Origin of the sequence: Trabulsiella odontotermitis (genome assembly GCF_001188485.1) — a bacterium.
Taxonomy (GTDB): domain Bacteria; phylum Pseudomonadota; class Gammaproteobacteria; order Enterobacterales; family Enterobacteriaceae; genus Trabulsiella; species Trabulsiella odontotermitis_A.
The window spans coordinates 1-23,595 of the sequence record NZ_JNGH01000029.1 but is presented as its reverse complement, the minus strand read 5'-3'; the positions used below and the strand labels follow the sequence as shown (position 1 = coordinate 23,595).

The following is a 23,595-nucleotide window of genomic DNA, read 5'->3' as shown; positions in this document are numbered from 1 at the left end:
CAATTGAGTGTATCGCCAACGCGCCTTCGGGCGCGTTTTTTGTTGACAGCATGAAAACAGTCCGGGTACTGTTATCTGAGCAGACATAAGGAATTAACATGCAGCGTACACCGTTCTTCTTCGCATTCTTTTTTACCTTCCCCGTGACCGGGAGGCGTTTCGTCGTATAAGAAAGAATGCGAAGACGAACAATAAGGCCTCCCAAACGGGAGGCCTTTTTTATTGCTAACGACTAAGGCGACTCTATGACATCGGAAAATCCGTTACTGGCTTTGCGCGACAGAATCAGCGCGCTGGATGAAAAGTTACTGACTTTGCTGGCCGAACGCCGTGGGCTGGCCGTGGAGGTGGGTAAAGCGAAGCTGGCGTCTCATCGTGCCGTGCGCGATATCGATCGCGAGCGTGATTTGCTGGAGCGGCTGATCGCGCTGGGAAAAGCCCATCATCTCGATGCGCATTACATCACCCGTCTTTTCCAGCTGATCATTGAAGACTCCGTCCTGACTCAGCAAGCCCTGCTCCAGCAGCAACTCAATAAAATCAACCCGCACTCGGCACGCATCGCCTTTCTCGGGCCGAAAGGCACCTATTCCCATCTTGCAGCGCGCCAGTATGCGGCTCGCCATTTCGAAGAATTTATTGAAAGCGGTTGTACTAAATTTGCCGATATTTTTAACCAGGTCGAAACCGGACAGGCCGATTACGCCGTGGTGCCGATTGAAAACACCAGCTCCGGCGCGATTAACGATGTCTACGACCTGCTGCAGCACACCAGCCTGTCGATTGTCGGCGAACTGACGATCCCTATCGATCACTGTGTGCTGGTTTCCGGCTCGACCGATCTCGATCGCATTGAAACGGTGTACAGCCACCCGCAGCCGTTCCAGCAGTGCAGCCAGTTCCTGAACCGTTATCCGCACTGGAAAATTGAGTACACCGAGAGCACCTCCGCCGCAATGGAAAAAGTGGCGCAGGCCAACTCACCTCACGTAGCCGCTCTCGGCAGCGAAGCCGGTGGCGTGCTGTATGGCCTGCAGGTTCTGGAGCGCAACCTGGCTAACCAGACGCAGAATATCACCCGCTTTCTGGTGCTGGCACGAAAAGCGATCGATGTTTCCAGTCAGGTGCCGGCGAAATCGACCCTGCTTTTCGCTACCGGTCAACAGGCCGGTGCGCTGGTCGAAGCGTTGCTGGTCCTGCGTAACCACAATCTGATCATGACCAAACTGGAATCGCGTCCGATCTACGGCAATCCGTGGGAAGAGATGTTCTACCTTGATATTCAGGCCAATCTCGAGTCAGAAGCAATGCAAAAAGCGCTGAAAGAGTTGGCTAAAATTACCCGTTCGATGAAAGTGCTTGGCTGCTACCCGAGCGAAAACGTGGTGCCAGTTTCGCCTGAGTAAGCTGAAACAAAAAAGCCAGCGGGTTTCCCCACTGGCTTTTTCTTTGTTCAGAAACCTACTGCCGGCTATCGTTCGCCTGACGCAACAGGCCGCGGCTTTCGTTCTGGAAGCGAATCGCATAATCGCCGAACCAGTGCTCCACTTTACGGAAGCTGTCGATAAACGCCTGTTTATCGCCCTGCTCCAGCAAACCAATGGCTTCGCCAAACCGCTGATAGTAGCGCTTGATTAACCGCAGGTTGCTTTGCGACGACATAATGATATCGGCGTAAAGCTGTGGATCCTGAGCAAACAGGCGCCCGACCATTGCCAGCTCAAGGCGATAGATAGGTGACGAGAGCGCCAGAAGCTGTTCAAGCTGCACGTTCTCTTCTGCCAGATGCAGGCCGTAGGCGAACGTCGCAAAGTGGCGCAGCGCCTGAATGAACGCCATATTCTGATCATGCTCAACGGCGCTGATGCGATGCAGCCTCGCGCCCCAGACCTGGATCTGTTCCAGGAACCACTGATAGGCCTCAGGCTGGCGACCGTCACAGTACACCACCACCTGTTTCGCCAGGCTTCCGCTGTCCGGGCCAAACATCGGGTGCAGCCCCAGAACCGGTCCGTTATGGGCGGTGAGCATCGCCTGCAACGGCCCCGCTTTCACCGATGCCAGATCGACAAGAATACAGTCCGCAGGTAGCGCCGGTAGCTTCGCGATGATGTGCTCCGTCACGTGAATAGGCACACTGACGATCACCATGCCAGCGTCAGAAACGATCTCTTCCGCCCTCGCCCAGTCTTCTTTTTCCAGGATCCTGACCTGATAGCCAGACAGCGTCAGCATTTTCTCAAACAGGCGCCCCATCTGCCCGCCGCCGCCGACAATCACCACCGGACGCAGATCCGGATGCAGCGTTTTGAAGCCTTTGTCGTTCTCACTGGAGTAAGACTCACGCATCACCCGGCGCAGGACATCTTCGATAAGATCTGGCGGTACGCCGAGCGTTTCCGCCTCAGCACGGCGCGATGCCAGCATTGACGCTTCGCGCTCGGGCACATAAATCGGCAGACCGTATTTGTTTTTTACCTCGCCGACTTCCGCGACCAGTTCAAGGCGGCGTGCCAGCAGCCCCAGCAGCGCCTTATCCACTTCATCGATTTGATCGCGCAGCGCGGTCAGTTCAGCAACCATAACGTTCCTCTTACCCCAGACGCGCCTTCAACTGGCCACGCAGATCTTTATCAATTTCACGCAGCAGCGCGTCCGTTGATTCCCAGCTGATGCAGGCATCCGTAACTGACACGCCGTATTTCATCTCACTGCGCGGCTGTTCGGACGACTGATTGCCTTCATGGATATTGCTTTCAATCATCAGACCAATGATAGAACGGTTTCCGTCTTTGATCTGCGCCACAACCGACTCGGCCACGGCAGGCTGACGACGGTAATCTTTATTCGAGTTACCGTGGCTGCAATCTACCATCAGCGCGGGTTTGAGTCCTGCCTGTTGCATCTCTTTTTCACACTGGGCGACATCAGCCGGGCTGTAGTTCGGCGCTTTACCGCCGCGCAGGATCACGTGACCATCCGGATTACCCTGCGTTTGCAGCAGACAAACCTGCCCGGCCTGGTTGATCCCGACAAAGCGGTGCGGCATCGCGGCGGCACGCATGGCGTTGATCGCCGTCGCCAGACTACCGTCAGTACCGTTTTTGAAACCAACCGGCATCGAAAGACCGGACGCCATTTCGCGGTGAGTCTGTGATTCGGTAGTCCGCGCGCCAATCGCTGACCAGCTAAAGAGATCGCCAAGGTATTGCGGGCTGTTCGGATCCAGTGCTTCGGTCGCCAGCGGCAGCCCCATATTCACCAGTTCAAGCAGCAGACGACGCGCAATTTTCAGACCGGACTCAACATCAAACGAGCCATCCATGTGCGGATCGTTAATTAGCCCCTTCCAGCCAACGGTGGTACGGGGTTTTTCAAAATAGACGCGCATCACCAGATAGAGGCTATCGCTGACCTCTGCGGCAAGGGCTTTAAATCGACGAGCGTATTCAATCGCAGTTTCCGGATCGTGAATTGAGCATGGACCACATACCACCAGCAGGCGCGGATCGCGACCGGCAATGATGTCAGAAATGATCTGGCGGGAGTGTTCGACCTGCGCTTCCTGTTCAGCATTCAGCGGAAATTCGATTTTTAACTGTTCTGGAGTGATCAGTATCTGTTCGTCAGAAATATGTACGTTGTTCAGCGCGTCTTTTTGCATGATGGCGATCCTGTTTGCTCGTTTGCGANNAAAAAAAAAAAAAAAAAAAAAAAAAGCCACAAACCGTAACGATTACTTTACACAAGCCAATTTTAAGCCATTTTCTCGCGGCATGATCTGTAATTATTAATTTACACAGATCAGTTACCCCCTTTTTGCTCACCGTAAAAGCTGTGGCAGTTAAATTAACCAGCTATCGCGCTTTCCGCTTCGCTAATCCGATTAAGGTTTAACTTAAGGTCGAATAATCAATTACAGGACGTAATGACTGCCTGAGTTAATAGTGATATTCTTAAACATACATTTACTAATGTTTTATTTCAGGCTGTACGGCGGTTTTTGGTGAGCAACCCGCGATGGAAAATCTTTTGCCAGCTGATGTTGGTACTGACGCTGATTTTTGCAGGTAACCCGCTTTCTGCAGCCACAACGCCTGCCGCCGATCGCTCAGTGCGCGCCATTGTGTCTGGTATTGTCAGTTATACACGCTGGCCGGATCTTAACGGACCGCCACGCTTGTGTATTTTTTCCTCATCCCGCTTTACGCAGATATTAAGCGATGGCATCGCAGAGCCGCTACCCTATCAGCCTGTCGTCGTAAAAAATGACCGGGAAGCACTGACCGCCCGCTGCAACGCGCTTTATTTCGGCAGTGAATCACCGTCACAGCAAATGGCCATCGTGGGGAAAATTCAACCCCGGGCGATACTCACTATTGCCGAACAAAACCCTGAATGCGTCGCTGGCAGCGCCTTTTGCCTGATATTTCATTCAACAACGGTGAAATTCTCTGTAAACCTTGACGTGCTAACCCGCAGCGGCGTCAGGGTGAATCCTGATGTATTAATGCTTGCACGGACTAAAGAGCATGAATAAGGATATTACCCCTCTTCAACGCCCGACGTTTAAACGCACGTTGCGGCGGATCAGCGTGATTAGCGTCGTGATTACAATGATGCTGGTCTGGCTGCTGCTGTGCATCGCGTCCGTTGTGACGCTGAAACAGTATGCGCAAAAGAACCTCGAACTGACCGGCGCCACCATGAGCCACAGCCTTGAAGCCGCGCTGGTATTCGGCGACAGCACCGCCGCCACCGAGACGCTCAAAGCACTCGGCAAACAGGGGCAATTCGCCGTTGCTGACGTGACGGATCGCAATTCCCGGCGCTTTGCTTACTGGTCTTATCTTCCTGGCGAAAAACGGGACACGCTGAACAGCCTGGTCAACCGCTGGCTGTTCCCTGTGCCGGTGTCGCAACCGGTGTGGCATAACGGTCAGATGATCGGCGTCATTCATTTAACCGCTCGCGCAAGCCTGATTAGCCATTTTATCTGGATGTCGCTGGCGGTCCTCACCGCCTGTATTTTGCTGGCTTCGGTGGTGGCGCTGCTGGTCACTCGTCATTTGCATTCCGATGTGGTAACGGCACTGCAAAACATCACCGATGTCGTGCATGACGTGCGTACCAACCGCAATTTTTCCCGGCGGGTGCCTGAAGAGCCGATAGAAGAGTTCCACCATTTTGCCCAGGACTTTAACAGTCTGCTCGATGAAATGGAGGAGTGGCAGTTGAAACTGCAGGCCAAAAACGCTCAGTTGCTGCGCACCGCACTGCATGACCCGCTCACCGGGCTGGCGAACCGCGCGTCGTTTCGCAGCAGCATCGCTGCGCTGATGAATGACAGCCACGCCAAAACCAGTTCCGCCCTGCTGTTTCTCGACGGTGATAACTTCAAATTTATTAATGATACCTGGGGACATGCCGCAGGCGATTGTGTACTGATGGAAGTGGCGAAACGGCTGAGCGATTTTGGCGGCAAACGCCATATCCCCTACCGCCTGGGTGGCGATGAGTTCGCGATGATCCTGTATGGCGTTCACAGTGAAAACGAAGTGCAACGCATTTGCGCCGCGCTGTCACAGCATTTCGTTCGCCCGTTTGATCTCCGCAACGGGCTGTACACCCCGTTCTCGCTGAGCGTCGGCTATGCGCTGACGTGGGAGCACGCCTCGGTTGAAAGCCTGCAGGAGCTGGCGGATCGGAATATGTATTTAATGAAAAATCAACGTGCTAAGACGTCATCATAAGAAATGAGGAAAGGAATATGCTCGGTCGTTACCTCGCACCGGCTTTGCTGGCAACACTGGTTCTGACAGGTNGCCCCGCCATGAAATCGTATGGCTTTAACGAACTCAACGGCGACTGGTCACTCGGGCTTTCCGATAAAATTTTGTTCGGCAAAAACGATTATAAACTGAACGACAGCAGCAAACAGCAGATCGAAGGCATGGCGTCACGCCTCGCCGCCACCGGCATCACCCATGCGCGCATGGACGGTCACACCGATAATTACGGCGAAGACAGTTACAACGAAGCGCTCTCCCTCAAGCGAGCCAACATCGTGGCCGACGCGTGGGCTGGAGGTGCGCACATTCCCCGCAGCAATCTGACCACCCGCGGACTCGGTAAACAGTTCCCGATTGGCAACAACGCCACCGCACAAGGCCGTGCTGAAAACCGCCGCGTCGCTATCGTCATCAGCGAGCCATAACTTTCATAGATAAAAAAAGGGCCAGCCTTTCGGCCAGCCCTTTTTAAACAGGATGTCGCCTGAGCGAATCTTAGTTAAGGCGCTCTTTGATACGAGCCGCTTTACCAGTACGCTCACGCAGGTAGTACAGTTTAGCTTTACGAACGGCACCACGACGTTTAACAGCAATGCTGTCAACAACCGGAGAGTGAGTCTGGAAGACACGCTCAACGCCTTCGCCGTTGGAAATCTTACGAACAGTGAATGCAGAGTGCAGACCGCGGTTACGAATAGCGATAACCACGCCCTCGAATGCCTGCAGACGTTTTTTGGAACCTTCAACAACCCATACTTTCACTTCCACGGTATCACCCGGACGGAAGGAAGGTACGTCCTGCTTCATCTGCTCTTGTTCAATTTGCTTAATAATGTTGCTCATAATTTAATCTCTTATCCTGGGTAAACTGATATTTGGGGGCGTTATGCCAACCCATCATGTTTATGTTGCTGTTGTGCGTGTTCCGTTTTGAACTCCGCCAGCAACTTTGCTTGCTCTTCAGTCAGAGCCAGGTTTTCCAGAAGTTCAGGTCTTCTAAGCCAGGTACGGCCCAGCGACTGTTTCAAACGCCAGCGACGAATCTCAGCGTGGTTGCCTGACAGTAACACTGCCGGGACCTCCATGCTTTCTAACACTTCAGGACGAGTATAGTGTGGACAGTCCAGTAATCCATCAGCAAAGGAATCTTCCGTTGCTGAAGCTTCATGCCCCAGTACCCCCGGTATGAACCGGGACACCGAGTCAATCAGCGTCATTGCTGGTAACTCACCACCGCTGAGAACGTAATCGCCGATAGACCATTCTTCGTCAATCTCGGTTTGAATTACGCGCTCATCTATCCCTTCGTAGCGCCCACAGACCAGAATCAGCTTTTGATTCGTGGCCAGTTCGCTGACGCCTGCTTGATCAAGCTTGCGTCCCTGAGGTGACAGATAAATCACCTTCGCGCCTTCACCTGCCGCGGCTTTTGCTGCATGAATGGCGTCCCGTAAGGGTTGCACCATCATTAACATCCCCGGTCCGCCGCCGTAAGGACGATCGTCCACGGTACGGTGCCGGTCGTGCGTGAAGTCACGAGGACTCCAGCTCTGGATGCTCAGCAGGCCATTTTTTACTGCCCGGCCAGTTACCCCGTAGTCGGTAATCGCGCGGAACATTTCAGGAAACAGGCTGATTATGCCAATCCACATAGCGCCGTCTTTTACCGGTAATCCGGAGGTTTAAAAACCAGGATCCCAATCTACTTCAATCGTTTGAGTAGTGAGATCGACTTTCTTGATAACCTGCCCATCGAGGAACGGAACCAACCGCTCCTTGATACCAAACGCATCTTTCAGGTTTGCCTTAATGACGAGAACGTCATTCGACCCGGTTTCCATCATATCGACGACTTTACCGAGGTCGTAGCCTTCGGTGGTCACTACCTGGCAGCCCATCAGGTCTTTCCAGTAGTAGTCACCCTCTTCCAGCGGAGGCAACTGCGAGGAATCCACGACAATTTCACAATTGGTCAGCAGATTCGCGGCATCGCGATCGTCAATGCCTTTCAGCTTAATGACGATATCCTGATTGTGGTGACGCCAGCTTTCCAGCTCGACTTCTTGCCACTGACCCGCCTTCTGGATAAACCAGGGCTGATAGTCAAAAATGCTTTCGGCGTCTTCGGTGGAGGAAAACACTCTGAGCCAACCACGAATACCGTATGAAGACCCCATTTTCCCCAATACGATCGGTTCGACGGGTGCTTGTGCGGTGAGTTGCTTGCTCATCATGACCACCGTGACAGATTAAGCTGCTTTGTTAGCGGCTTTGATCAGCGCAGCAACGCGATCGGAAACGGTCGCGCCCTGGCCAACCCAGTGAGCGATACGATCCAGATCCAGACGAGTTTCTTCTTCCGAGCCAGCGGCGATCGGGTTGAAGAAACCAACGCGCTCGATGAAGCGGCCGTTGCGTGCGTTACGGCTGTCGGTGACAACAACCTGGTAGAACGGACGCTTTTTAGCGCCGTGACGTGCTAAACGAATAGTTACCATAACATCCTCTTGTGTGAATAAAACAACCGGGCCCCATCGAGGAACGGAGCCCGGTGTCATATTAAAAGCCCGAAAATTTTACTGATTTTTGGGAAAATTGCAATCAGGATATGCAGCTTTGCTGCGCGGATCCAGGGCGTTGCCGTTGCAGCCAGTTTGGCGTCGGCGTGCGCGCAGCCACCGGAGCGTACACGCAGTACGTGAGGATGGCGAGCACACCCCGGCGTCAAAATGGCAAATAAGGTAGCCCGATATTATCTTCCAGGGAAGCCGGGCGGCATCATCCCTTTCATATTGCGCATCATTTTTGCCATCCCGCCCTTCTTCATTTTCTTCATCATGCGCTGCATGTCGTCGAATTGTTTCAAAAGGCGGTTAACGTCCTGCACCTGCATACCGCAACCGGCAGCAATACGGCGTTTGCGGGAGCCTTTGATGATTTCCGGTTTGGCGCGCTCTTTCATCGTCATGGAGTTAATAATCGCCTCCATACGCACCAGCACTTTGTCATCCATCTGCGCTTTGACGTTGTCCGGGATTTGCCCCATGCCGGGCAGTTTGCCCATCAGGCTCGCCATACCGCCCATGTTTTTCATCTGACGCAGTTGTTCAAGGAAATCGGTCAGATCAAAGCCGTCGCCTTTTTTCAGCTTACTGGCCAGTTTCTCAGCTTGCGCGCGGTCGACTTTGCTTTCGATATCTTCGATCAGCGACAGCACGTCGCCCATGCCGAGGATACGGGAGGCGATACGATCCGGATGGAACGGCTCCAGCGCTTCGTTTTTCTCACCGACGCCGAGGAATTTGATCGGCTTACCGGTAATGTGACGAATCGACAACGCCGCACCGCCACGGGCATCGCCGTCGACTTTGGTCAGCACGACGCCAGTCAGCGGCAGCGCTTCGTTGAACGCTTTCGCGGTATTCGCCGCATCCTGACCGGTCATGGCGTCAACCACAAACAGTGTTTCTACCGGGTTGATCGACGCATGGACCTGTTTGATCTCGTCCATCATCGCTTCGTCGACATGCAGACGACCGGCAGTATCCACCAGCAGCACGTCATAGAATTTGAGCTTCGCTTCTTTCAGCGCCGCATTGACGATATCAACCGGTTTTTGCCCAACGTCAGAGGGGAAGAAATCGACGCTGACCTGCTGCGCCAGAGTTTCCAGCTGTTTGATCGCCGCCGGGCGATAGACGTCAGCGGAAACCACCAGCACTTTCTTTTTATGCTTCTCGTGGAGGAATTTACCCAGTTTTGCGACGCTGGTCGTTTTACCGGCCCCTTGCAGACCCGCCATCAGCACCACGGCCGGTGGCTGCGCCGCCAGGTTCAGGCTCTGGTTTTCCTCGCCCATCGCCGCAACCAGTTCGTCACGCACAATTTTGACGAACTCCTGCCCCGGCGTCAGGCTTTTGTTGACCTCGTGACCCACCGCTTTTTCTTTCACGCGATTGATAAAATCACGCACTACCGGCAGCGCAACGTCAGCTTCCAGCAGCGCCATGCGCACTTCGCGCAGGGTCTCTTTGATATTGTCTTCAGTAAGGCGTCCGCGACCGCTGATATTACGCAGCGTACGCGACAAACGATCGGTTAAATTATCAAACATTGTCTCTCGCCTGAGGTGGAAACGTTCAGTCGCTACTGCGACAAAAGCCAGAAATTTGCCGCAGTATAACACGACACAACCTGAGATGTGATGCAACGGTTGGAGCGGACGTCTCCTGACGGTATACTGATTCTCTTTCTTATCCAGCAAACCGTTGACACCTATATGCCTGTTTTTGCCCTGTTAGCTCTGGTCGCTTACTCTGTCAGCCTCGCGTTGATCGTTCCTGGGTTGCTGCAAAAAAACAGCGGCTGGCGACGCATGGCGATTATTTCCGCCGTGATCGCGCTTATCTGCCACGCCTTTGCCCTGCAGGCACGCATTTTCCCCGGTGGCGAAAGCGGGCAAAATCTGAGCATTCTGAACGTAGGATCGCTGGTAAGCCTGCTGATTTGCGCCGTCATGACCATCGTCGCCTCGCGCAACCGCGGCTGGTTGCTACTGCCGATTGTTTACGCCTTTGCGCTGATCAACCTGGCGCTCGCCACGTTTATGCCGAATGAGTTCATCACGCACCTTGAAGCCACGCCGGGCATGATGATCCACATCGGCCTGTCGCTGTTCGCTTATGCGACGCTTATCATCGCCGCGCTGTATGCCCTGCAGCTCGCCTGGATCGACTATCAACTGAAAAACAAAAAACTGGCCTTCAGTAACGATATGCCGCCGCTGATGAGCATCGAGCGAAAAATGTTTCACATCACCCAGGTCGGCGTTGTGCTGTTGACGCTCACGCTCTGTACCGGCCTGTTTTATATGCAAAATCTCTTCAGCCTTGAAAATCTCGATAAGGCTGTTCTTTCCATCATCGCATGGTTTGTCTATATCGTATTGTTGTGGGGCCACTATCATGAAGGCTGGCGCGGTCGTCGCGTCGTCTGGTTTAACGTAGCGGGCGCCGGATTGCTGACGCTGGCCTATTTTGGCAGCCGTGTTATCCAACAATTCGCGGGTTAAGCGATAAAGGAATTCCGATTTGGAACACATCTCAACCACTGCGCTGATCGTCACGTTGATCATCATGGTGGTCATTTCCGCCTATTTCTCCGGTTCTGAAACCGGGATGATGACGCTGAACCGTTATCGTCTGCGTCATCTGGCCAAGCAGGGCAACCGCCCGGCTAAGCGCGTCGAAAAGCTGCTGCGCAAGCCAGACCGCCTCATCAGCCTGGTGCTGATTGGCAATAACCTGGTCAACATTCTGGCCTCGGCGCTCGGCACTATCGTCGGTATGCGCCTGTATGGCGATGCGGGCGTGGCGATCGCCACCGGGGTATTAACGTTTGTGGTGCTGGTGTTCGCTGAGGTGCTGCCGAAAACCATCGCCGCGCTGTACCCGGAAAAGGTCGCGTTCCCGAGCAGCTTCCTGCTGGCGCCGCTGCAGGTACTCATGATGCCGCTGGTCTGGCTGCTGAACACCATTACCCGCATGCTGATGCGTCTGATGGGGATCAAAGCTGATACGGTGATCAGCGGTGCGCTCAGCAAAGACGAGTTGCGCACTATCGTCAATGAATCACGCTCGCAAATCTCCCGACGTAATCAGGACATGCTACTGTCGGTGCTGGATCTGGAAAAGGTCAGCGTCAACGACATCATGGTGCCGCGCAATGACATCGTCGGCATTGATATTAACGATGACTGGAAATCCATCGTTCGCCAGCTCACCCACTCTCCTCACGGGCGTATCGTGCTCTACCGCGACTCGCTGGATGACGCCATCAGTATGCTGCGCGTGCGCGAAGCGTACCGGCTGATGACCGAAAAAAAGGAGTTCACCAAAGAGGTGATGCTCCGCGCGGCAGATGAAATCTACTATGTGCCGGAAGGCACGCCGCTCAGCACGCAACTGGTAAAGTTTCAGCGTAATAAAAAGAAAGTGGGGCTGGTCGTTGATGAATATGGTGATATTCAGGGACTGGTCACGGTTGAGGATATTCTGGAAGAGATCGTCGGTGATTTCACCACTTCGATGTCGCCGTCGCTGGCGGAAGAGGTGACGCCGCAGAATGACGGCTCGGTGATTATCGACGGCAGCGCCAACGTGCGCGAACTCAACAAAGCATTCAACTGGCATATGCCGGAAGACGAAGCCCGCACCATTAACGGTATGATTCTGGAAGCGCTGGAGGAGATCCCGGCGATCGGCACCCGCGTGCGCATTCACCAGTACGATATCGATATTCTCGATGTCCAGGACAATATGATTAAGCAGGTGAAAGTGGTGCCGGTGAAACCGATTCGGGAGAGCGTGGCGGAATAAACGTTGTAGTGCCGGGTAAGGCGACGCCGCTACCCGGCACTACGGCAGCGAATTAGGCTTTCGCCTTCGCGACAGTCACCATCGCCGCACGGATCGTGCGACCATTGAGGGTGTAACCTTTCTGCATCACACCAAGCACATTGCCCGGCGTCACGTCGTCAGATTCCACCATCGCAATCGCCTGATGCACGTTAGGATCCAGCGGTACGTTGGTTTCCGCGATGACGTCCACGCCAAATTTGCGTACCACATCCAGCATTGATTTCAGCGTCAGCTCAATACCTTCCACCATCGCGGACAGATCCGGGTTAGCCCTGTCGGCCACTTCCAGCGCGCGATCGAGGCTGTCGATAACCGGCAGCAGCTCGTTGACGAATTTTTCCAGCGCAAACTTATGCGCCTTTTCAACGTCCAGTTCGGTACGACGACGCAGGTTTTCCATCTCAGCTTTGGCACGCAGCAGCGCGTCACGTTCACGAGTCTGAGCCTCAGCGAGCTGAGCTTCCAGATTCGCAATTTGTTCATCGCGCGGATCCACCTGCTCAGCAGCGACTTCAGGCTCTACAGCCTCAACCTCATCGTGCTGTTCCTTGATAATTTCTTCCGGGGCTTGCCCGTCAGGCGTTTTCTGTTCTTTACTACTCATGAATTTCTCCGCGTTTTTTCGTATTCGTCTCGCTAACATCGCTTATTATGGGGATCAGTTTCCGGGATTCAAGGGAAGCAGACACATTGTCATCATACATTTGGTACAAGGACTCGAGAAAATGAACAATCATTTCAAGTGTATTGGGATTGTAGGACATCCGCGTCACCCTACCGCGTTGACGACACATGAAATGCTGTACCGCTGGCTCAGTACTAAAGGGTATGACGTCATCATCGAGCAGCAGATCGCTCGCGAACTGCAACTGAAAGATGTACAAACCGGTACGCTGGCGGAAATTGGCCAACAGGCCGATCTGGCGGTGGTGGTTGGCGGTGACGGCAACATGCTGGGCGCGGCCCGTACGCTCGCGCGTTACGACATCAAAGTGATCGGCATTAACCGCGGCAACCTCGGTTTTCTGACCGATCTCGACCCTGACAACGCGCATCAGCAGCTTGCCGATGTGCTTGAAGGCCACTACATCGCTGAAAAACGTTTTTTGCTGGAAGCACAGGTGTGCCAGCAGGACTGTCAGAAGCGCATCAGCACAGCCATCAACGAAGTGGTGCTCCACCCTGGCAAAGTCGCGCACATGATTGAATTCGAAGTGTATATCGATGAAACCTTTGCCTTCTCACAGCGCTCCGACGGGCTGATCATTTCAACGCCCACCGGCTCCACCGCCTACTCGCTTTCTGCGGGCGGCCCCATCCTGACACCGCAGCTTGACGCCATCACGCTGGTGCCGATGTTCCCGCACACGCTGTCAGCGCGTCCGCTGGTGATCAACAGCAGCAGCACCATTCGCCTGCGCTTTTCTCACCGTCGCAGCGACCTCGAAATCAGCTGCGACAGCCAGATCGCCCTGCCGATTCAGGAAGGCGAAGATGTGCTGATCCGCCGTTGCGACTATCACCTCAACCTGATCCACCCGAAAGATTACAGCTATTTCAACACATTAAGCACCAAACTGGGCTGGTCAAAAAAATTGTTCTGATTTCGAACAATGGGCTTTACTGTATAAAAAACCTGTTTATACTGTATGAAAACACAGTTATGGTTTTTCATACAGGAAAACAACAATGCTGGCACAACTGACCATCAGTAATTTCGCCATCGTGCGTGAGCTTGAAATCGATTTTCATAGCGGTATGACGGCAATCACCGGCGAGACCGGTGCAGGTAAATCCATTGCTATTGATGCCCTGGGGTTATGCCTGGGTGGGCGTGCCGACGCGGATATGGTCCGCGCTGGTGCCAGTCGTGCCGATCTCTGTGCTCGATTTTCCCTGAAAGACACCCCTGCCGCGCTGCGCTGGCTCGAAGAGAATCAGCTGGACGACGGACGTGAGTGTTTACTTCGCCGCGTCATCAGCGCCGACGGGCGTTCGCGCGGCTTCATTAATGGTACCGCCGTTCCCCTGTCACAGTTGCGCGAGCTGGGCCAGTTTCTGATTCAGATTCACGGCCAGCATGCCCATCAGTTACTCGTCAAACCGGAGCACCAGAAAGCGCTGCTTGATGGCTACGCCGGGGAAATCACCCTCACGCAGCACATGAGCGATCGCTATCACCAGTGGCACCAGAGCTGCCGCGATCTGGCACAGCATCAACAGCAGAGCCAGGAACGTCTCGCCCGTGCTGAACTGCTGCAATACCAGTTGAAAGAGCTCAACGAATTTAACCCGCAGCCTGGCGAGTTCGAGCAGANNGCGAACAGCGGCCAGTTGCTGACCACCAGCCAACATGCGCTGGCGATCCTGGCCGATGGCGAAGAAGTGAACCTGAACAGCCAGCTATACGCCGCAAAGCAGTTGGTGAACGAACTGGTCGGCATGGACGGAAAACTCTCTGGTCTGCTGGACATGCTGGAAGAGGCGTCCATTCAGCTCAGCGAAGCCAGTGACGAACTGCGCCATTACTGTGATCGACTGGATCTCGACCCGAACCGTCTGTTCGAGCTTGAACAGCGCATTTCACGCCAGATCTCACTGGCGCGTAAACACAATATCAGCCCGGAAGAGCTGCCCGCATTCCATCAGTCCCTGCTGGATGAACAGCAGCAGCTTGACGATCAGGCGGATTCACAAGAAACGCTGAGCCGCGCCGTCGCCCAGCACCACCAGCAGGCGCTGGAAGCCGCAAAACAGCTGCATACGCTGCGTCACAACAGCGCGCAGGAACTGGCGCAACTGATCACCGAAAGCATGCACTCACTGTCAATGCCACACGGTCTGTTCACCATTGACGTCGAATTTGATGACAAACATCTCACCGCAGAGGGCGCCGATCGCATCGAATTCCGCGTCACCACTAACCCGGGGCAGCCGTTACAGCCGATTGCAAAAGTAGCGTCCGGTGGTGAACTGTCGCGTATCGCGCTGGCGATTCAGGTGATTACCGCCCGTAAAATGGAAACCCCGGCGCTGATTTTCGATGAAGTGGACGTGGGGATCAGCGGCCCGACCGCCGCCGTGGTCGGCAAACTGCTGCGCCAGTTGGGGGAATCCACCCAGGTGATGTGTGTGACCCATCTGCCGCAGGTGGCAGGTTGCGGACATCATCACTTCTACGTCAGCAAAGAAACCGACGGCGAAATGACCGAAACGCACATGTTGCCGCTCGATAAACGTGCGCGTTTGCAGGAACTGGCGCGTCTGCTCGGCGGCAGCGAGGTCACACGCAACACCCTGGCAAATGCGAAAGAGTTGCTGGCAGCGTAAACTTTTTTTGCTTCTCAGAGTCTGAGTTCACAATAAAAACGCCGTCAGACCTGTCAGCAGAGGTTTTAAACTGATGAAAGGTCTATTATCATCGGCATATTACATATGAGCCGCGCGCCGCTCGGGCCCGAAAAGGAATCAAATCACTATGCGCTGTAAAATGCTGACTGCTGCCGCAGCGGTTCTTCTGATGATGACCGCAGGCTGTTCCACTCTGGAGCGAGTGGTTTACCGTCCTGACATCAACCAGGGTAACTATCTGGCACCTAACGACGTATCAAAAATTCGTGTCGGCATGACGCAACAGCAGGTTGCTTATGCGCTGGGCACACCGATGATGTCCGATCCGTTCGGCACCAACACCTGGTTCTACGTGTTCCGCCAGCAGCCGGGCCATGAAAATCCGACCCAGCAGACGCTGACCCTGACCTTCAGCAGCGCAGGCGTGTTAACGAACATTGATAACAAACCTGCCCTGACCAGTCAGTAAGTACGCAGAAATGCAAAAAGCGCTCAGTGAGCGCTTTTTTTGTGCCTGACAAACCTGTTCAGTCGATTTACTTACCGGCCGATTTTTCCGCTCGCTGGCGGCGCAACTCTTTCGGATCGGCAATCAGAGGACGGTAGATTTCCACCCTGTCACCGTCATGCACCACGTCATGCAGCTTTACCGGGCGGCTGAAGATGCCGGTCTTGTTTTTACTGAGATCGATGTCGGTGCGCAGTTCTAGCAGCCCACTGGCGATAATCGCTTGCTCTACGGTCGCGCCCTCGCTCAGCGTTACACGCTGAAGATACTGTTTTTCCGGCAACGCGTAGGCGACTTCAACCGTTATCTTATCCGGCACTGTAAACCTCTTTTGCACGGACGGTGAAGGCCTGCACCATATTAGCCGCCAGCTCTTTAAAGATGCGGCCAAACGCCAGCTCAATCAGCTTATTAGTGAACTCAAAATCGAGATGAAACTCGATTTTGCAGGCTTCCTGGCTTAACGGCGTGAACTTCCAGCCTCCCATCAACGACTTGAACGGGCCGTCGACAAGGTGCATTAAAATGCTTTGATTGTTGGTCAGCGTATTTCGTGTTGTAAATGTTTTGCTGATCCCGGCCTTCGAGACGTCCACCGCCGCAGTCATCTGCGTCGGGCCCGATTCCAGCACGCGACTTCCGGTGCAACCCGGTAAGAACGCAGGATAGGATTTCACATCATTCACAAGCTGATACATTTGTTCCGCGCTGTAAGGCACCAGCGCAGTCCGGCTAATCTGAGGCATAGCATTTTCCATGATCAAACACCGGCCAAATTGTAGCATTTATCCCTTGTTAAAAACACGTTCAGCCTTAACTCGTGCTAAGATAGCGCATCACACCTCGCAGGAAAGATCGGGGTAAATCTGTATCAGAATAGCGATGACTTCAGGATATTATGACCAAGAAGAAAACCCACAAACCTGGATCAGCCACCATTGCGCTGAATAAACGCGCCCGTCACGAATACTTTATCGAAGATGAATTCGAAGCAGGCCTCGCACTGCAAGGCTGGGAAGTGAAATCACTGCGCGCTGGCAAAGCCAACATCGGCGACAGCTATGTACTCCTCAGAGACGGTGAAGCTTACCTGTTTGGTGCCAACTTCACGCCGCTGGCGGTGGCGTCCAGCCATTATGTCTGCGACCCGACCCGTACCCGCAAGCTGCTGCTGAATCAGCGTGAACTGGATACGCTCTACGGCCGCGTTAACCGTGAGGGTTTTACCGTGGTGGCGCTGTCGCTGTACTGGAAAAATGCCTGGTGCAAAGTCAAAATCGGCGTCGCTAAAGGGAAAAAACAACATGATAAACGTTCAGATGTGAAAGAACGTGAATGGCAGGTTGATAAAGCCCGTATCATGAAAAATGCGGGTCGTTAAAAACGCTATTATTTATGGCTATCTCTTTTTGAGAGATAGCCAGCTCACCCTAAGTTAAATTTATACTCACCAATTCAAGTCTCCTGAATCGAGTAACTCGCCATTATGAAATATACGATATATTTGACAGCGGATTATGCTTTTAACATTTCATTGTTGTTCGCCTGCACCCGGTCTTTTTCTTTATAATTTTCCACCATTGCTTATTTATTTCGATCGATATCACAACAATAAACACGCGTAAAATACAGGGATATACCAGAATCGCGCAGGGTTGCTATTAATTCATCTCGTCACCCATCGCTAAATCACCACCTTACAAAACAATAAGTTACTTAAACATTATTATAAGCAATAAGAATAGTCCTTATTGACGAGGCGCGAATCCCCTTCTGGTTTCAGTGCCGCTTAACTCATCATACATCTAATTTAATTTCAGCTTCATTTGCGCTTTCAATATTTACTGGCTATATCATTTTTAACCACCAATATTAAAAGAAAAATTTATGCCTCTGAAACAGATATAACCTTTAATATTTGTCACATAAATCTTTCAGCAAAAAAGCAAAACCGCCTTGTCCAGGGTGGCCGCTCTCTTATTGCTATTTGCTTCCCGAAGTGAGAATCGCGCGCGTTGTTTTATGTGCATATTTGCCCATTAAAACACAGCAATAACAGAACCACCGCGTTCATCAGATTGGAGTGATAACGATGCGTCCAGTATCCATTATCTCTAAAGTAACCGGCGTCTCTCAGCAAGTTGAATCCTCTGTCATTACCCTCAATTCGTCTTCGATCGTTAAACTTCAGCTTGAACGTACGGATATCGCCAGTATTGTCCGTTCAAATCAGGACATGATTATCACCCTGCATTCTGGCGAGACGATTACCATCAGGAATTTCTTCACGTCGTCAGAGCTGGGAGGCAGCCAGCTCGTGCTGGAAGACAGCCAGGGCGCACTATGGTGGGTACAGGACCCCGATGCCGCACTCCATTTTGAACACATTGACGATCTCAATANNACCACCCCCCCCCCCCCCCCCGCCGCACCGACTAACATGAGCGTCTCCAGTGATGGGATGACGGTGACCGGCAACGCGGAACCCGGCAGTAAAGTAATAATTAAAAACACTGACGGAACAGTGGTAGGCAGCGGCACGGCAGACAACGACGGCACGTTTACCATCGAACTGAGTAGACCGCATGTTGATGGTGAACAACTGACCGCCACGGCGACTGACGATGCGGGCAACGACGGCCCATCCGCCAACGTCAACGCGCCGGTCATTCCATTCCCGCAAACATCGGGAATTGACGGTGCGCTGGATGATGCCCCTTCGCAAGTGGGGCAGTTAACGCAAAATCAATTTACCAACGACACAAGCCCGACCCTGTATGGCACCGCCACCGCCTTCTCCACCGTTCACATTTACGATAATGGCACGGAGATTGGCACCGCCAGAGCAGGCGCGGACGGCAACTGGAACTTTACGCCCTCAACGCCGCTGAGCGACGGCAGCCACGCTTTCACGGTCGTAGCGACAAACGTGAAAGGGGAAAGTCAGCCGTCCGGCAGCTTTACGCTGAACGTGGATACCATCGAGCCGGATGCCCCCACCATCACCGCGCTGACGGACGACATGGGCTCCGACACCGGTGCGATTGCCGCCAACGACATCACCGACGATACCACCCCAACCCTTTCCGGCACCGGAGAAGCTGGCAATACCGTCACGATCTATGACAACGGTCAGCCAATCGCCCGCGTCACCGTCGACAGCCAGGGGAACTGGAGCTTCACACCGGGTACGCCGGTGGCCGAGGGAACTCACCAGTTTGGCGTCTCACAGACGGATAAGGCGGGCAACACCAGCCCGATCACCAACGGCGACACTTTCTACGTCTTCACCACGGCGCCCACCGCGCCGGTCCTCGCCAGCGTGCAGGACAATGTGGGCAACGTTACCGGTGCGTTGACGGATAATCAGACTACCGACGACACCANGTGGGGGAGGAAAGCCATGACATCACGATCACGGCCAGCAACCCGCTCGGCGAAAGCGATCCGACAGACGGTTTTACGCTGATTGTCGACACCTTCGCCCCCGGCACGCCGTCCGGATTTACCGTCACCGATAACGTTTCGGACGGGCTTGGTCCGCTGCAAAACGGGCAGACAACCAATGACGCCACACCAACACTGGCGGGTACCGCAGAAGCCAACGCGGTGATCAAGGTTTACGACAATAACATGCTGCTGGGGCAGACCACAGCGGACGCACAGGGCAACTGGAGCTTTACGCCGACCTCCAGTTTGGGACAGGGGTCGCATTCACTGACGGTTACCGCGACGGATGCCAGCGGTAACACCAGTCCGCCGTCGGGCGCTTTCGTGGTCGTGATCGATACCACCCCACCACAGATGCCCGCTATCATCACCGTCACCGATGATATGCCAGGGGTACTCGGCACCGTCGCTCATAACGGTCTGACCAACGACAACACCCCGATGATCGGGGGATCCGGCGAGCCGGGCTCCGTGGTGAAACTGTATGACGGCGAGACGCTGCTCACCAGCCTCACCGTCGGTACCTCAGGTGCGTGGAGCTATCAGGTCACCTCACCGCTGGGCGATGGCGAGCATCAGTTCACCGTCACCGCCAGCGACAGCAATGGCAACACCACCGCGCCGTCGGCCGTGTTCACGGTGAACATCGATACCAGCGCACCGGCAACGCCCGCCATTGAAACGGTGAAAGACGATGCAGGCACCACGCTGAATAACGCACAACTCACGGATGAAACCCAGCCACAGCTGAACGGCACCGGCGTCACGGGCTCCATCATCACCGTCTACGATAACGACCAGCCCATCGGCACCGCCGTAGTGGACGGTAACGGAGCATGGACTTTTACACCCTCGACACCACTGGGTGACGGCTCGCATACGCTGACCGCCACCGCGACAGATCCGTCAGGCAACGAAAGCGGCGATGCGTCCTTCACTTTAATCGTCGACGGCACCGCACCGGACGCGCCGCTCATCGACTCAGCCACCATTGTGGTCGGCGGTAATGGCGTGTCGTTGGACAGCGGCGGCGCAACCAACGATACAAAACCGACGCTCTCGGGCGAGGGTGAAATTGATTCCGTTATCACGATCTATAACAACGGCAGCGAGATTGGCAGCACCACCGTCGGCAGCGATGGACACTGGAGCTTCCAGCCGCCTGACGACTTGCCGGAAGGTACTAACATCCTGACGGCGACCGCGACCGATCCGGCAGGCAACACGGGGGATATTTCCGGCAGTTACACCGTGGTAGTCGATCTGACCGCGCCGGACAAACCGGCTATCCCGATGGTGAATGACAATGCGGCGCCCGGCGTCGGTCCGGTGGGCAACAACGGTTTCACGAACGACACCACGCCGACCTTCAGCGGCACCGGCGATGCCGGAAACCTGATTACGATTTTTAACGGTAACACCGCGATCGGCTCAACACAGGTCGACAGCAACGGCAACTGGAGCTTTACTCCTTCTCCGGCGTTGCCTGAAGCCAGCTATACGCTGACGGTGAAAGAGACCGATCCGGCAGGCAACACCAGCGTGTCGTCAGATCCTATCGTCTTTACCATCGACACGACGGTGCCTGTCGCCCCCGCCATCACTGACGTTAACGACAACGTGGGAGCGGACATGGGTCTGCTTGCCAGCGGCGATACCACCGACGACGCCACGCCAACCATTAGCGGCACCGGCGAAAACGGCAGCATTGTGACGCTGTACAACGGCACTACGGCGATTGGCGAAGCGACGGTCACCAATGGTACCTGGACAATCACCCCTACCACCCCACTGCCGGATGGCACCTGGACGTTGACCGCCGTGGCCCACGACACGGCCGGGAATACCAGCACCGTCTCAGGCGGCTTTACGTTGACCATTAATACCGTACCGCTTACCGCCCCGACGCTTATCGAGGTAGTGGATGACGAAGCGCCAGTGACTGGCCCGTTAGCGAACGGCGCGTCAACCAACGACAACACACTCACCTTTAACGGCACCGGCACGCCGGGCAGCACGGTATTGATTTATGACACAGACACCACCACGCCTGTCGACAGCGTCACCGTCAACCTGGACGGCAGCTGGACCTGGACCAGTCCGGTACTGGATGACAGAACGCATACTTTCAGCTTTGGCGCGCAGGACAGCGCCGGGAATACGCTGCCGCCGTCAAACCCGATCACGCTGATCATAGACACCACCCCACCGCCCTCACCGACGGTGGATACGATCGATCCCAACGGTACGCGGGTGAGCGGAACCGCCGACGCAGGCAGCACCGTGATCATCACTGACAGCGCCGGAACCGTGCTCGGCACCGGGGTAGCGGATGGTAGCGGCAATTACAACGTGACGATTTCACCGGCGCAGGTAAGCGGTGAATCATTGAACGCGATCGCCCAGGATCCGGCAGGAAATCAGAGCCCGCCGACCGGTTTCACCGCAGCCAACGATCCCGGAGCCGTTCTGCCACCGACGCTGGTGATCGCTGACGATGTCGACCCGGTTTCCGGGGCGCTCACCAGCGGTGACAGCACCAACGACACGCTGCCCACGCTCAGCGGTATGGCGGCGGCAAACGCCGTTGTCACCATTTTGCTGGATGGCAGCGTGTTAACGACGGTCACCGCTGACGGCAACGGCAACTGGGAATACCCGCTTACCACCCCGCTGGGCGAAGGCGAACACCGCTTCTCCGTCAGCCAGACCGGCAGTGGTTCGACCCCGGACTTTACTATTACTGTCGATACCACAGCCCCGGCCACGCCAGCGCTGGGCGCGGTGATTGACGATCGGTTGCCGGTCACTGGGGCAATCACCAGCGGCGGCACCACCAACNGGCTCGGTCGTGGTCGGCCCTGGCGGCAACTGGACCTTCACGCCGACCACCGATCTTGACGACGGGCCGCACAGCATCACGCTGGTGACGACCGATAAAGCGGGCAACACCAGCGCGCCGTCGACCGGCTTTGACTTTCGCGTGGATACGGACGCGCCTGTTGCGCCTGCGCTGCCCATCGTCACGGACGATACCGGCACCACCCCGGTAACGCTCGCGACCGGCGACCCGACGCGCGATAACACCCCGACGCTCAGTGGCACCACCGATGCTAACGCCACGGTGCAGATTTACGACAATGGCACACTGGTCGGTTCGACCACCGCCTCAAAGTGACCGATCCGGCGGGCAATACCAGCGCCACCTCGCCGACCTTTACGCTGGTAGTGGATACCACTGCGCCCGTGGCGCCGACCATTACCACGGTGGTGGACGACCAGCCTGGCAACACCGGTCCGCTGACAAACGGCCAGTTGACCAACGACACGCAGCCGACGCTGAGCGGCCGTGGTGAAGCGGGCGCCACGCTGACCCTTCTCGATGGCAGCACGGTGCTGGGTTCCGTCACCGTACAGCCGGACGGCAACTGGACATTTACCCCGGGCACACCGCTGGCGGGCGGCAGTCACAACTTTACCGTCACCGCAACCGATGCAGCAGGTAATACCAGTGCGCCGTCCAGCGCATTCACTATTGTGGTCGATGTGACGCCGCCAACGGTACCGGCGATTACGGGCGTGACGGACAACACCCTGCCGAACACTGGCGCGGTGGTCGATGGCGGTTCGACGAACGATACCCGCCCGGTGCTTAACGGCACGGGAGATATTGGATCGATCATCACCGTTTACAGCGATGGCGTGGCACTCGGATCCACTACTGTTAGCAGCAACGGACAGTGGACGTTCCGTCCGCCGACCGCGCTGACCAACGGCCCGCATGATTTCACCCTCACCGCCACCGATAGCGCAGGCAACACCAGCGGAACGTCGGCAGACTGGACGGTTCGGGTCGATACCGTCGCGCCGACGGCGCCGGTCATCACCAGCATTGTCGATGACACCGGCAACGTCACCGGTCCGATTACCGGCATGCAGCCGAGTAACGACACTACGCCAACGCTGAACGGCACCGCAGAAGCCAACGCCACCGTCACGATTTTCGATGGCGGCGTACGGACAGGACAGACGCAGGCCGATAGCAACGGCAACTGGACCTTTACGCCAACCACTC

24 protein-coding genes, 1 pseudogene and 1 other annotated feature are annotated in these 23,595 nt (G+C 55.1%); of the genes and pseudogenes, 15 read left to right on the top strand and 10 right to left on the bottom strand.

Annotated elements, in window-relative coordinates; all coding sequences use genetic code 11:
• Positions 1 to 97: 97 nt before the first annotated feature.
• Positions 98 to 223 (top strand) — a sequence feature (Phe leader region).
• Both pheL and pheA read left to right on the top strand, forming a co-directional pair.
• Positions 99 to 170, top strand: coding sequence for a pheA operon leader peptide PheL (pheL, locus tag GM30_RS26675; protein ID WP_192901490.1), 72 nt, complete (start codon positions 99 to 101; stop codon positions 168 to 170). Its footprint overlaps the feature before it by 72 nt.
• Positions 224 to 245: 22 nt before the next feature.
• The gene (gene pheA / locus GM30_RS02070; protein WP_049847293.1) at positions 246 to 1,406 is read left to right on the top strand and encodes a bifunctional chorismate mutase/prephenate dehydratase; all 1,161 of its coding nucleotides are present in this window, start codon (positions 246 to 248) and stop codon (positions 1,404 to 1,406) included.
• A gap of 55 nt (positions 1,407 to 1,461) precedes the next feature.
• Here pheA and tyrA read toward each other — a convergent pair whose 3' ends face one another.
• Entirely contained in the window at positions 1,462 to 2,583 is a 1,122-nt protein-coding gene (gene tyrA, locus GM30_RS02065) for a bifunctional chorismate mutase/prephenate dehydrogenase (protein WP_049847292.1), read from the bottom strand.
• A 10-nt stretch (positions 2,584 to 2,593) separates the two neighbouring features.
• Complete coding sequence (aroF, locus tag GM30_RS02060; RefSeq protein ID WP_049847291.1) at positions 2,594 to 3,664, bottom strand: 3-deoxy-7-phosphoheptulonate synthase AroF; 1,071 nt, start codon at positions 3,662 to 3,664, stop codon at positions 2,594 to 2,596.
• A 378-nt stretch (positions 3,665 to 4,042) separates the two neighbouring features.
• Here aroF and yfiR point away from each other — a divergent pair, with 378 nt between their 5' ends.
• From yfiR to GM30_RS02045, 3 genes are read left to right on the top strand one after another with little or no spacing between them, the layout of a single operon-like run.
• Positions 4,043 to 4,540: a regulatory sequestration protein YfiR gene (gene yfiR / locus GM30_RS02055; RefSeq protein WP_080993365.1), complete on the top strand. Its 498-nt coding sequence runs from the start codon at positions 4,043 to 4,045 to the stop codon at positions 4,538 to 4,540.
• The gene (gene dgcN, locus GM30_RS02050) at positions 4,533 to 5,753 is read left to right on the top strand and encodes a diguanylate cyclase DgcN/YfiN (RefSeq protein WP_049847289.1); all 1,221 of its coding nucleotides are present in this window, start codon (positions 4,533 to 4,535) and stop codon (positions 5,751 to 5,753) included. The genes yfiR and dgcN overlap by 8 nt, the downstream gene beginning before the upstream one ends.
• A gap of 17 nt (positions 5,754 to 5,770) precedes the next feature.
• Positions 5,771 to 6,217, top strand: a complete 447-nt coding sequence (locus GM30_RS02045; protein WP_049847288.1) for an OmpA family protein — start codon at positions 5,771 to 5,773, stop codon at positions 6,215 to 6,217.
• A gap of 70 nt (positions 6,218 to 6,287) precedes the next feature.
• Here GM30_RS02045 and rplS read toward each other — a convergent pair whose 3' ends face one another.
• The 5 genes from rplS to ffh all read right to left on the bottom strand — a co-directional run bounded on the left by rplS (position 6,288) and on the right by ffh (position 9,906).
• Positions 6,288 to 6,635 carry a 50S ribosomal protein L19 gene (rplS, locus tag GM30_RS02040; RefSeq protein ID WP_002437770.1) on the bottom strand — a complete coding sequence of 116 codons (348 nt, stop codon included), beginning with the start codon at positions 6,633 to 6,635 and terminating at the stop codon, positions 6,288 to 6,290.
• Positions 6,636 to 6,676: 41 nt separating this feature from the next.
• Entirely contained in the window at positions 6,677 to 7,444 is a 768-nt protein-coding gene (gene trmD, locus GM30_RS02035; protein ID WP_049847287.1) for a tRNA (guanosine(37)-N1)-methyltransferase TrmD, read from the bottom strand.
• A gap of 30 nt (positions 7,445 to 7,474) precedes the next feature.
• Positions 7,475 to 8,023: a ribosome maturation factor RimM gene (rimM, locus tag GM30_RS02030; protein ID WP_049847286.1), complete on the bottom strand. Its 549-nt coding sequence runs from the start codon at positions 8,021 to 8,023 to the stop codon at positions 7,475 to 7,477.
• Positions 8,024 to 8,041: 18 nt separating this feature from the next.
• Positions 8,042 to 8,290, bottom strand: a complete 249-nt coding sequence (rpsP, locus tag GM30_RS02025; RefSeq protein ID WP_049847285.1) for a 30S ribosomal protein S16 — start codon at positions 8,288 to 8,290, stop codon at positions 8,042 to 8,044.
• A gap of 254 nt (positions 8,291 to 8,544) precedes the next feature.
• The gene (gene ffh, locus GM30_RS02020; protein ID WP_049847284.1) at positions 8,545 to 9,906 is read right to left on the bottom strand and encodes a signal recognition particle protein; all 1,362 of its coding nucleotides are present in this window, start codon (positions 9,904 to 9,906) and stop codon (positions 8,545 to 8,547) included.
• A gap of 165 nt (positions 9,907 to 10,071) precedes the next feature.
• Between ffh and GM30_RS02015 the strand changes: the two genes are divergently transcribed.
• Both GM30_RS02015 and GM30_RS02010 read left to right on the top strand, forming a co-directional pair.
• Entirely contained in the window at positions 10,072 to 10,863 is a 792-nt protein-coding gene (locus GM30_RS02015; protein WP_049847298.1) for a cytochrome C assembly family protein, read from the top strand.
• A 19-nt stretch (positions 10,864 to 10,882) separates the two neighbouring features.
• On the top strand, positions 10,883 to 12,169 hold the full coding sequence (locus tag GM30_RS02010) for an HlyC/CorC family transporter (RefSeq protein WP_049847283.1): 1,287 nt from the start codon (positions 10,883 to 10,885) through the stop codon (positions 12,167 to 12,169).
• A 52-nt stretch (positions 12,170 to 12,221) separates the two neighbouring features.
• Here the strand turns inward: GM30_RS02010 and grpE are convergent, their stop codons facing one another.
• A complete protein-coding gene (gene grpE, locus GM30_RS02005; protein WP_049847282.1) occupies positions 12,222 to 12,815 on the bottom strand; it encodes a nucleotide exchange factor GrpE in 594 nt (197 codons plus the stop codon).
• A gap of 121 nt (positions 12,816 to 12,936) precedes the next feature.
• Between grpE and nadK the strand changes: the two genes are divergently transcribed.
• The 3 genes from nadK (at position 12,937) to bamE (ending at position 16,031) form a co-directional block, all read left to right on the top strand.
• Positions 12,937 to 13,815: an NAD(+) kinase gene (nadK, locus tag GM30_RS02000; RefSeq protein ID WP_049847297.1), complete on the top strand. Its 879-nt coding sequence runs from the start codon at positions 12,937 to 12,939 to the stop codon at positions 13,813 to 13,815.
• An 85-nt stretch (positions 13,816 to 13,900) separates the two neighbouring features.
• Positions 13,901 to 15,541, top strand: a complete 1,641-nt coding sequence (gene recN / locus GM30_RS01995) for a DNA repair protein RecN (RefSeq protein ID WP_049847281.1) — start codon at positions 13,901 to 13,903, stop codon at positions 15,539 to 15,541.
• A gap of 148 nt (positions 15,542 to 15,689) precedes the next feature.
• A complete protein-coding gene (gene bamE / locus GM30_RS01990) occupies positions 15,690 to 16,031 on the top strand; it encodes an outer membrane protein assembly factor BamE (RefSeq protein ID WP_038157321.1) in 342 nt (113 codons plus the stop codon).
• Positions 16,032 to 16,098: 67 nt separating this feature from the next.
• On the opposite strand, the gene GM30_RS01985 is transcribed toward bamE, so the two are convergent.
• Positions 16,099 to 16,389: an RnfH family protein gene (locus GM30_RS01985; protein ID WP_049847280.1), complete on the bottom strand. Its 291-nt coding sequence runs from the start codon at positions 16,387 to 16,389 to the stop codon at positions 16,099 to 16,101.
• Complete coding sequence (locus GM30_RS01980; protein ID WP_200906033.1) at positions 16,379 to 16,816, bottom strand: type II toxin-antitoxin system RatA family toxin; 438 nt, start codon at positions 16,814 to 16,816, stop codon at positions 16,379 to 16,381. The genes GM30_RS01985 and GM30_RS01980 overlap by 11 nt, the downstream gene beginning before the upstream one ends.
• A 152-nt stretch (positions 16,817 to 16,968) precedes the next feature.
• On the opposite strand from GM30_RS01980, the gene smpB reads away from it, so the two are divergent.
• The 5 genes and pseudogenes from smpB to GM30_RS28140 all read left to right on the top strand — a co-directional run.
• Entirely contained in the window at positions 16,969 to 17,451 is a 483-nt protein-coding gene (gene smpB, locus GM30_RS01975) for an SsrA-binding protein SmpB (protein WP_049847278.1), read from the top strand.
• A 711-nt stretch (positions 17,452 to 18,162) separates the two neighbouring features.
• The gene (locus GM30_RS25910) at positions 18,163 to 19,539 is read left to right on the top strand and encodes an Ig-like domain-containing protein (protein WP_049847277.1); all 1,377 of its coding nucleotides are present in this window, start codon (positions 18,163 to 18,165) and stop codon (positions 19,537 to 19,539) included.
• Positions 19,458 to 22,421 carry an Ig-like domain-containing protein gene (locus GM30_RS01965; RefSeq protein WP_049847276.1) on the top strand — a complete coding sequence of 988 codons (2,964 nt, stop codon included), beginning with the start codon at positions 19,458 to 19,460 and terminating at the stop codon, positions 22,419 to 22,421. Before GM30_RS25910 ends, GM30_RS01965 begins: the two co-directional genes overlap by 82 nt.
• A 178-nt stretch (positions 22,422 to 22,599) precedes the next feature.
• Positions 22,600 to 23,321: pseudogene (locus GM30_RS28145) on the top strand (Ig-like domain-containing protein); the annotation flags it as partial.
• Positions 23,322 to 23,402: 81 nt separating this feature from the next.
• Positions 23,403 to 23,595, top strand: a 193-nt coding sequence (locus GM30_RS28140) for an Ig-like domain-containing protein (RefSeq protein WP_476690402.1), incomplete at its 3' end; no start/stop codon positions are given.

Bases quoted from the DNA above. Each gene is read 5' to 3' on its own strand.
- rplS (WP_002437770.1), bottom strand. From the start codon at position 6,635: ATGAGCAACATTATTAAGCAAATTGAACAAGAGCAGATGAAGCAGGAC.
- yfiR (WP_080993365.1), top strand. From the start codon at position 4,043: ATGTTGGTACTGACGCTGATTTTTGCAGGTAACCCGCTTTCTGCAGCC.
- dgcN (WP_049847289.1), top strand. From the start codon at position 4,533: ATGAATAAGGATATTACCCCTCTTCAACGCCCGACGTTTAAACGCACG.
- trmD (WP_049847287.1), bottom strand. From the start codon at position 7,444: ATGTGGATTGGCATAATCAGCCTGTTTCCTGAAATGTTCCGCGCGATT.
- bamE (WP_038157321.1), top strand. From the start codon at position 15,690: ATGCGCTGTAAAATGCTGACTGCTGCCGCAGCGGTTCTTCTGATGATG.
- rpsP (WP_049847285.1), bottom strand. From the start codon at position 8,290: ATGGTAACTATTCGTTTAGCACGTCACGGCGCTAAAAAGCGTCCGTTC.
- GM30_RS01980 (WP_200906033.1), bottom strand. From the start codon at position 16,816: ATGCCTCAGATTAGCCGGACTGCGCTGGTGCCTTACAGCGCGGAACAA.
- ffh (WP_049847284.1), bottom strand. From the start codon at position 9,906: ATGTTTGATAATTTAACCGATCGTTTGTCGCGTACGCTGCGTAATATC.
- GM30_RS02015 (WP_049847298.1), top strand. From the start codon at position 10,072: ATGCCTGTTTTTGCCCTGTTAGCTCTGGTCGCTTACTCTGTCAGCCTC.
- smpB (WP_049847278.1), top strand. From the start codon at position 16,969: ATGACCAAGAAGAAAACCCACAAACCTGGATCAGCCACCATTGCGCTG.
- pheA (WP_049847293.1), top strand. From the start codon at position 246: ATGACATCGGAAAATCCGTTACTGGCTTTGCGCGACAGAATCAGCGCG.
- nadK (WP_049847297.1), top strand. From the start codon at position 12,937: ATGAACAATCATTTCAAGTGTATTGGGATTGTAGGACATCCGCGTCAC.
- grpE (WP_049847282.1), bottom strand. From the start codon at position 12,815: ATGAGTAGTAAAGAACAGAAAACGCCTGACGGGCAAGCCCCGGAAGAA.
- aroF (WP_049847291.1), bottom strand. From the start codon at position 3,664: ATGCAAAAAGACGCGCTGAACAACGTACATATTTCTGACGAACAGATA.
- tyrA (WP_049847292.1), bottom strand. From the start codon at position 2,583: ATGGTTGCTGAACTGACCGCGCTGCGCGATCAAATCGATGAAGTGGAT.
- rimM (WP_049847286.1), bottom strand. From the start codon at position 8,023: ATGAGCAAGCAACTCACCGCACAAGCACCCGTCGAACCGATCGTATTG.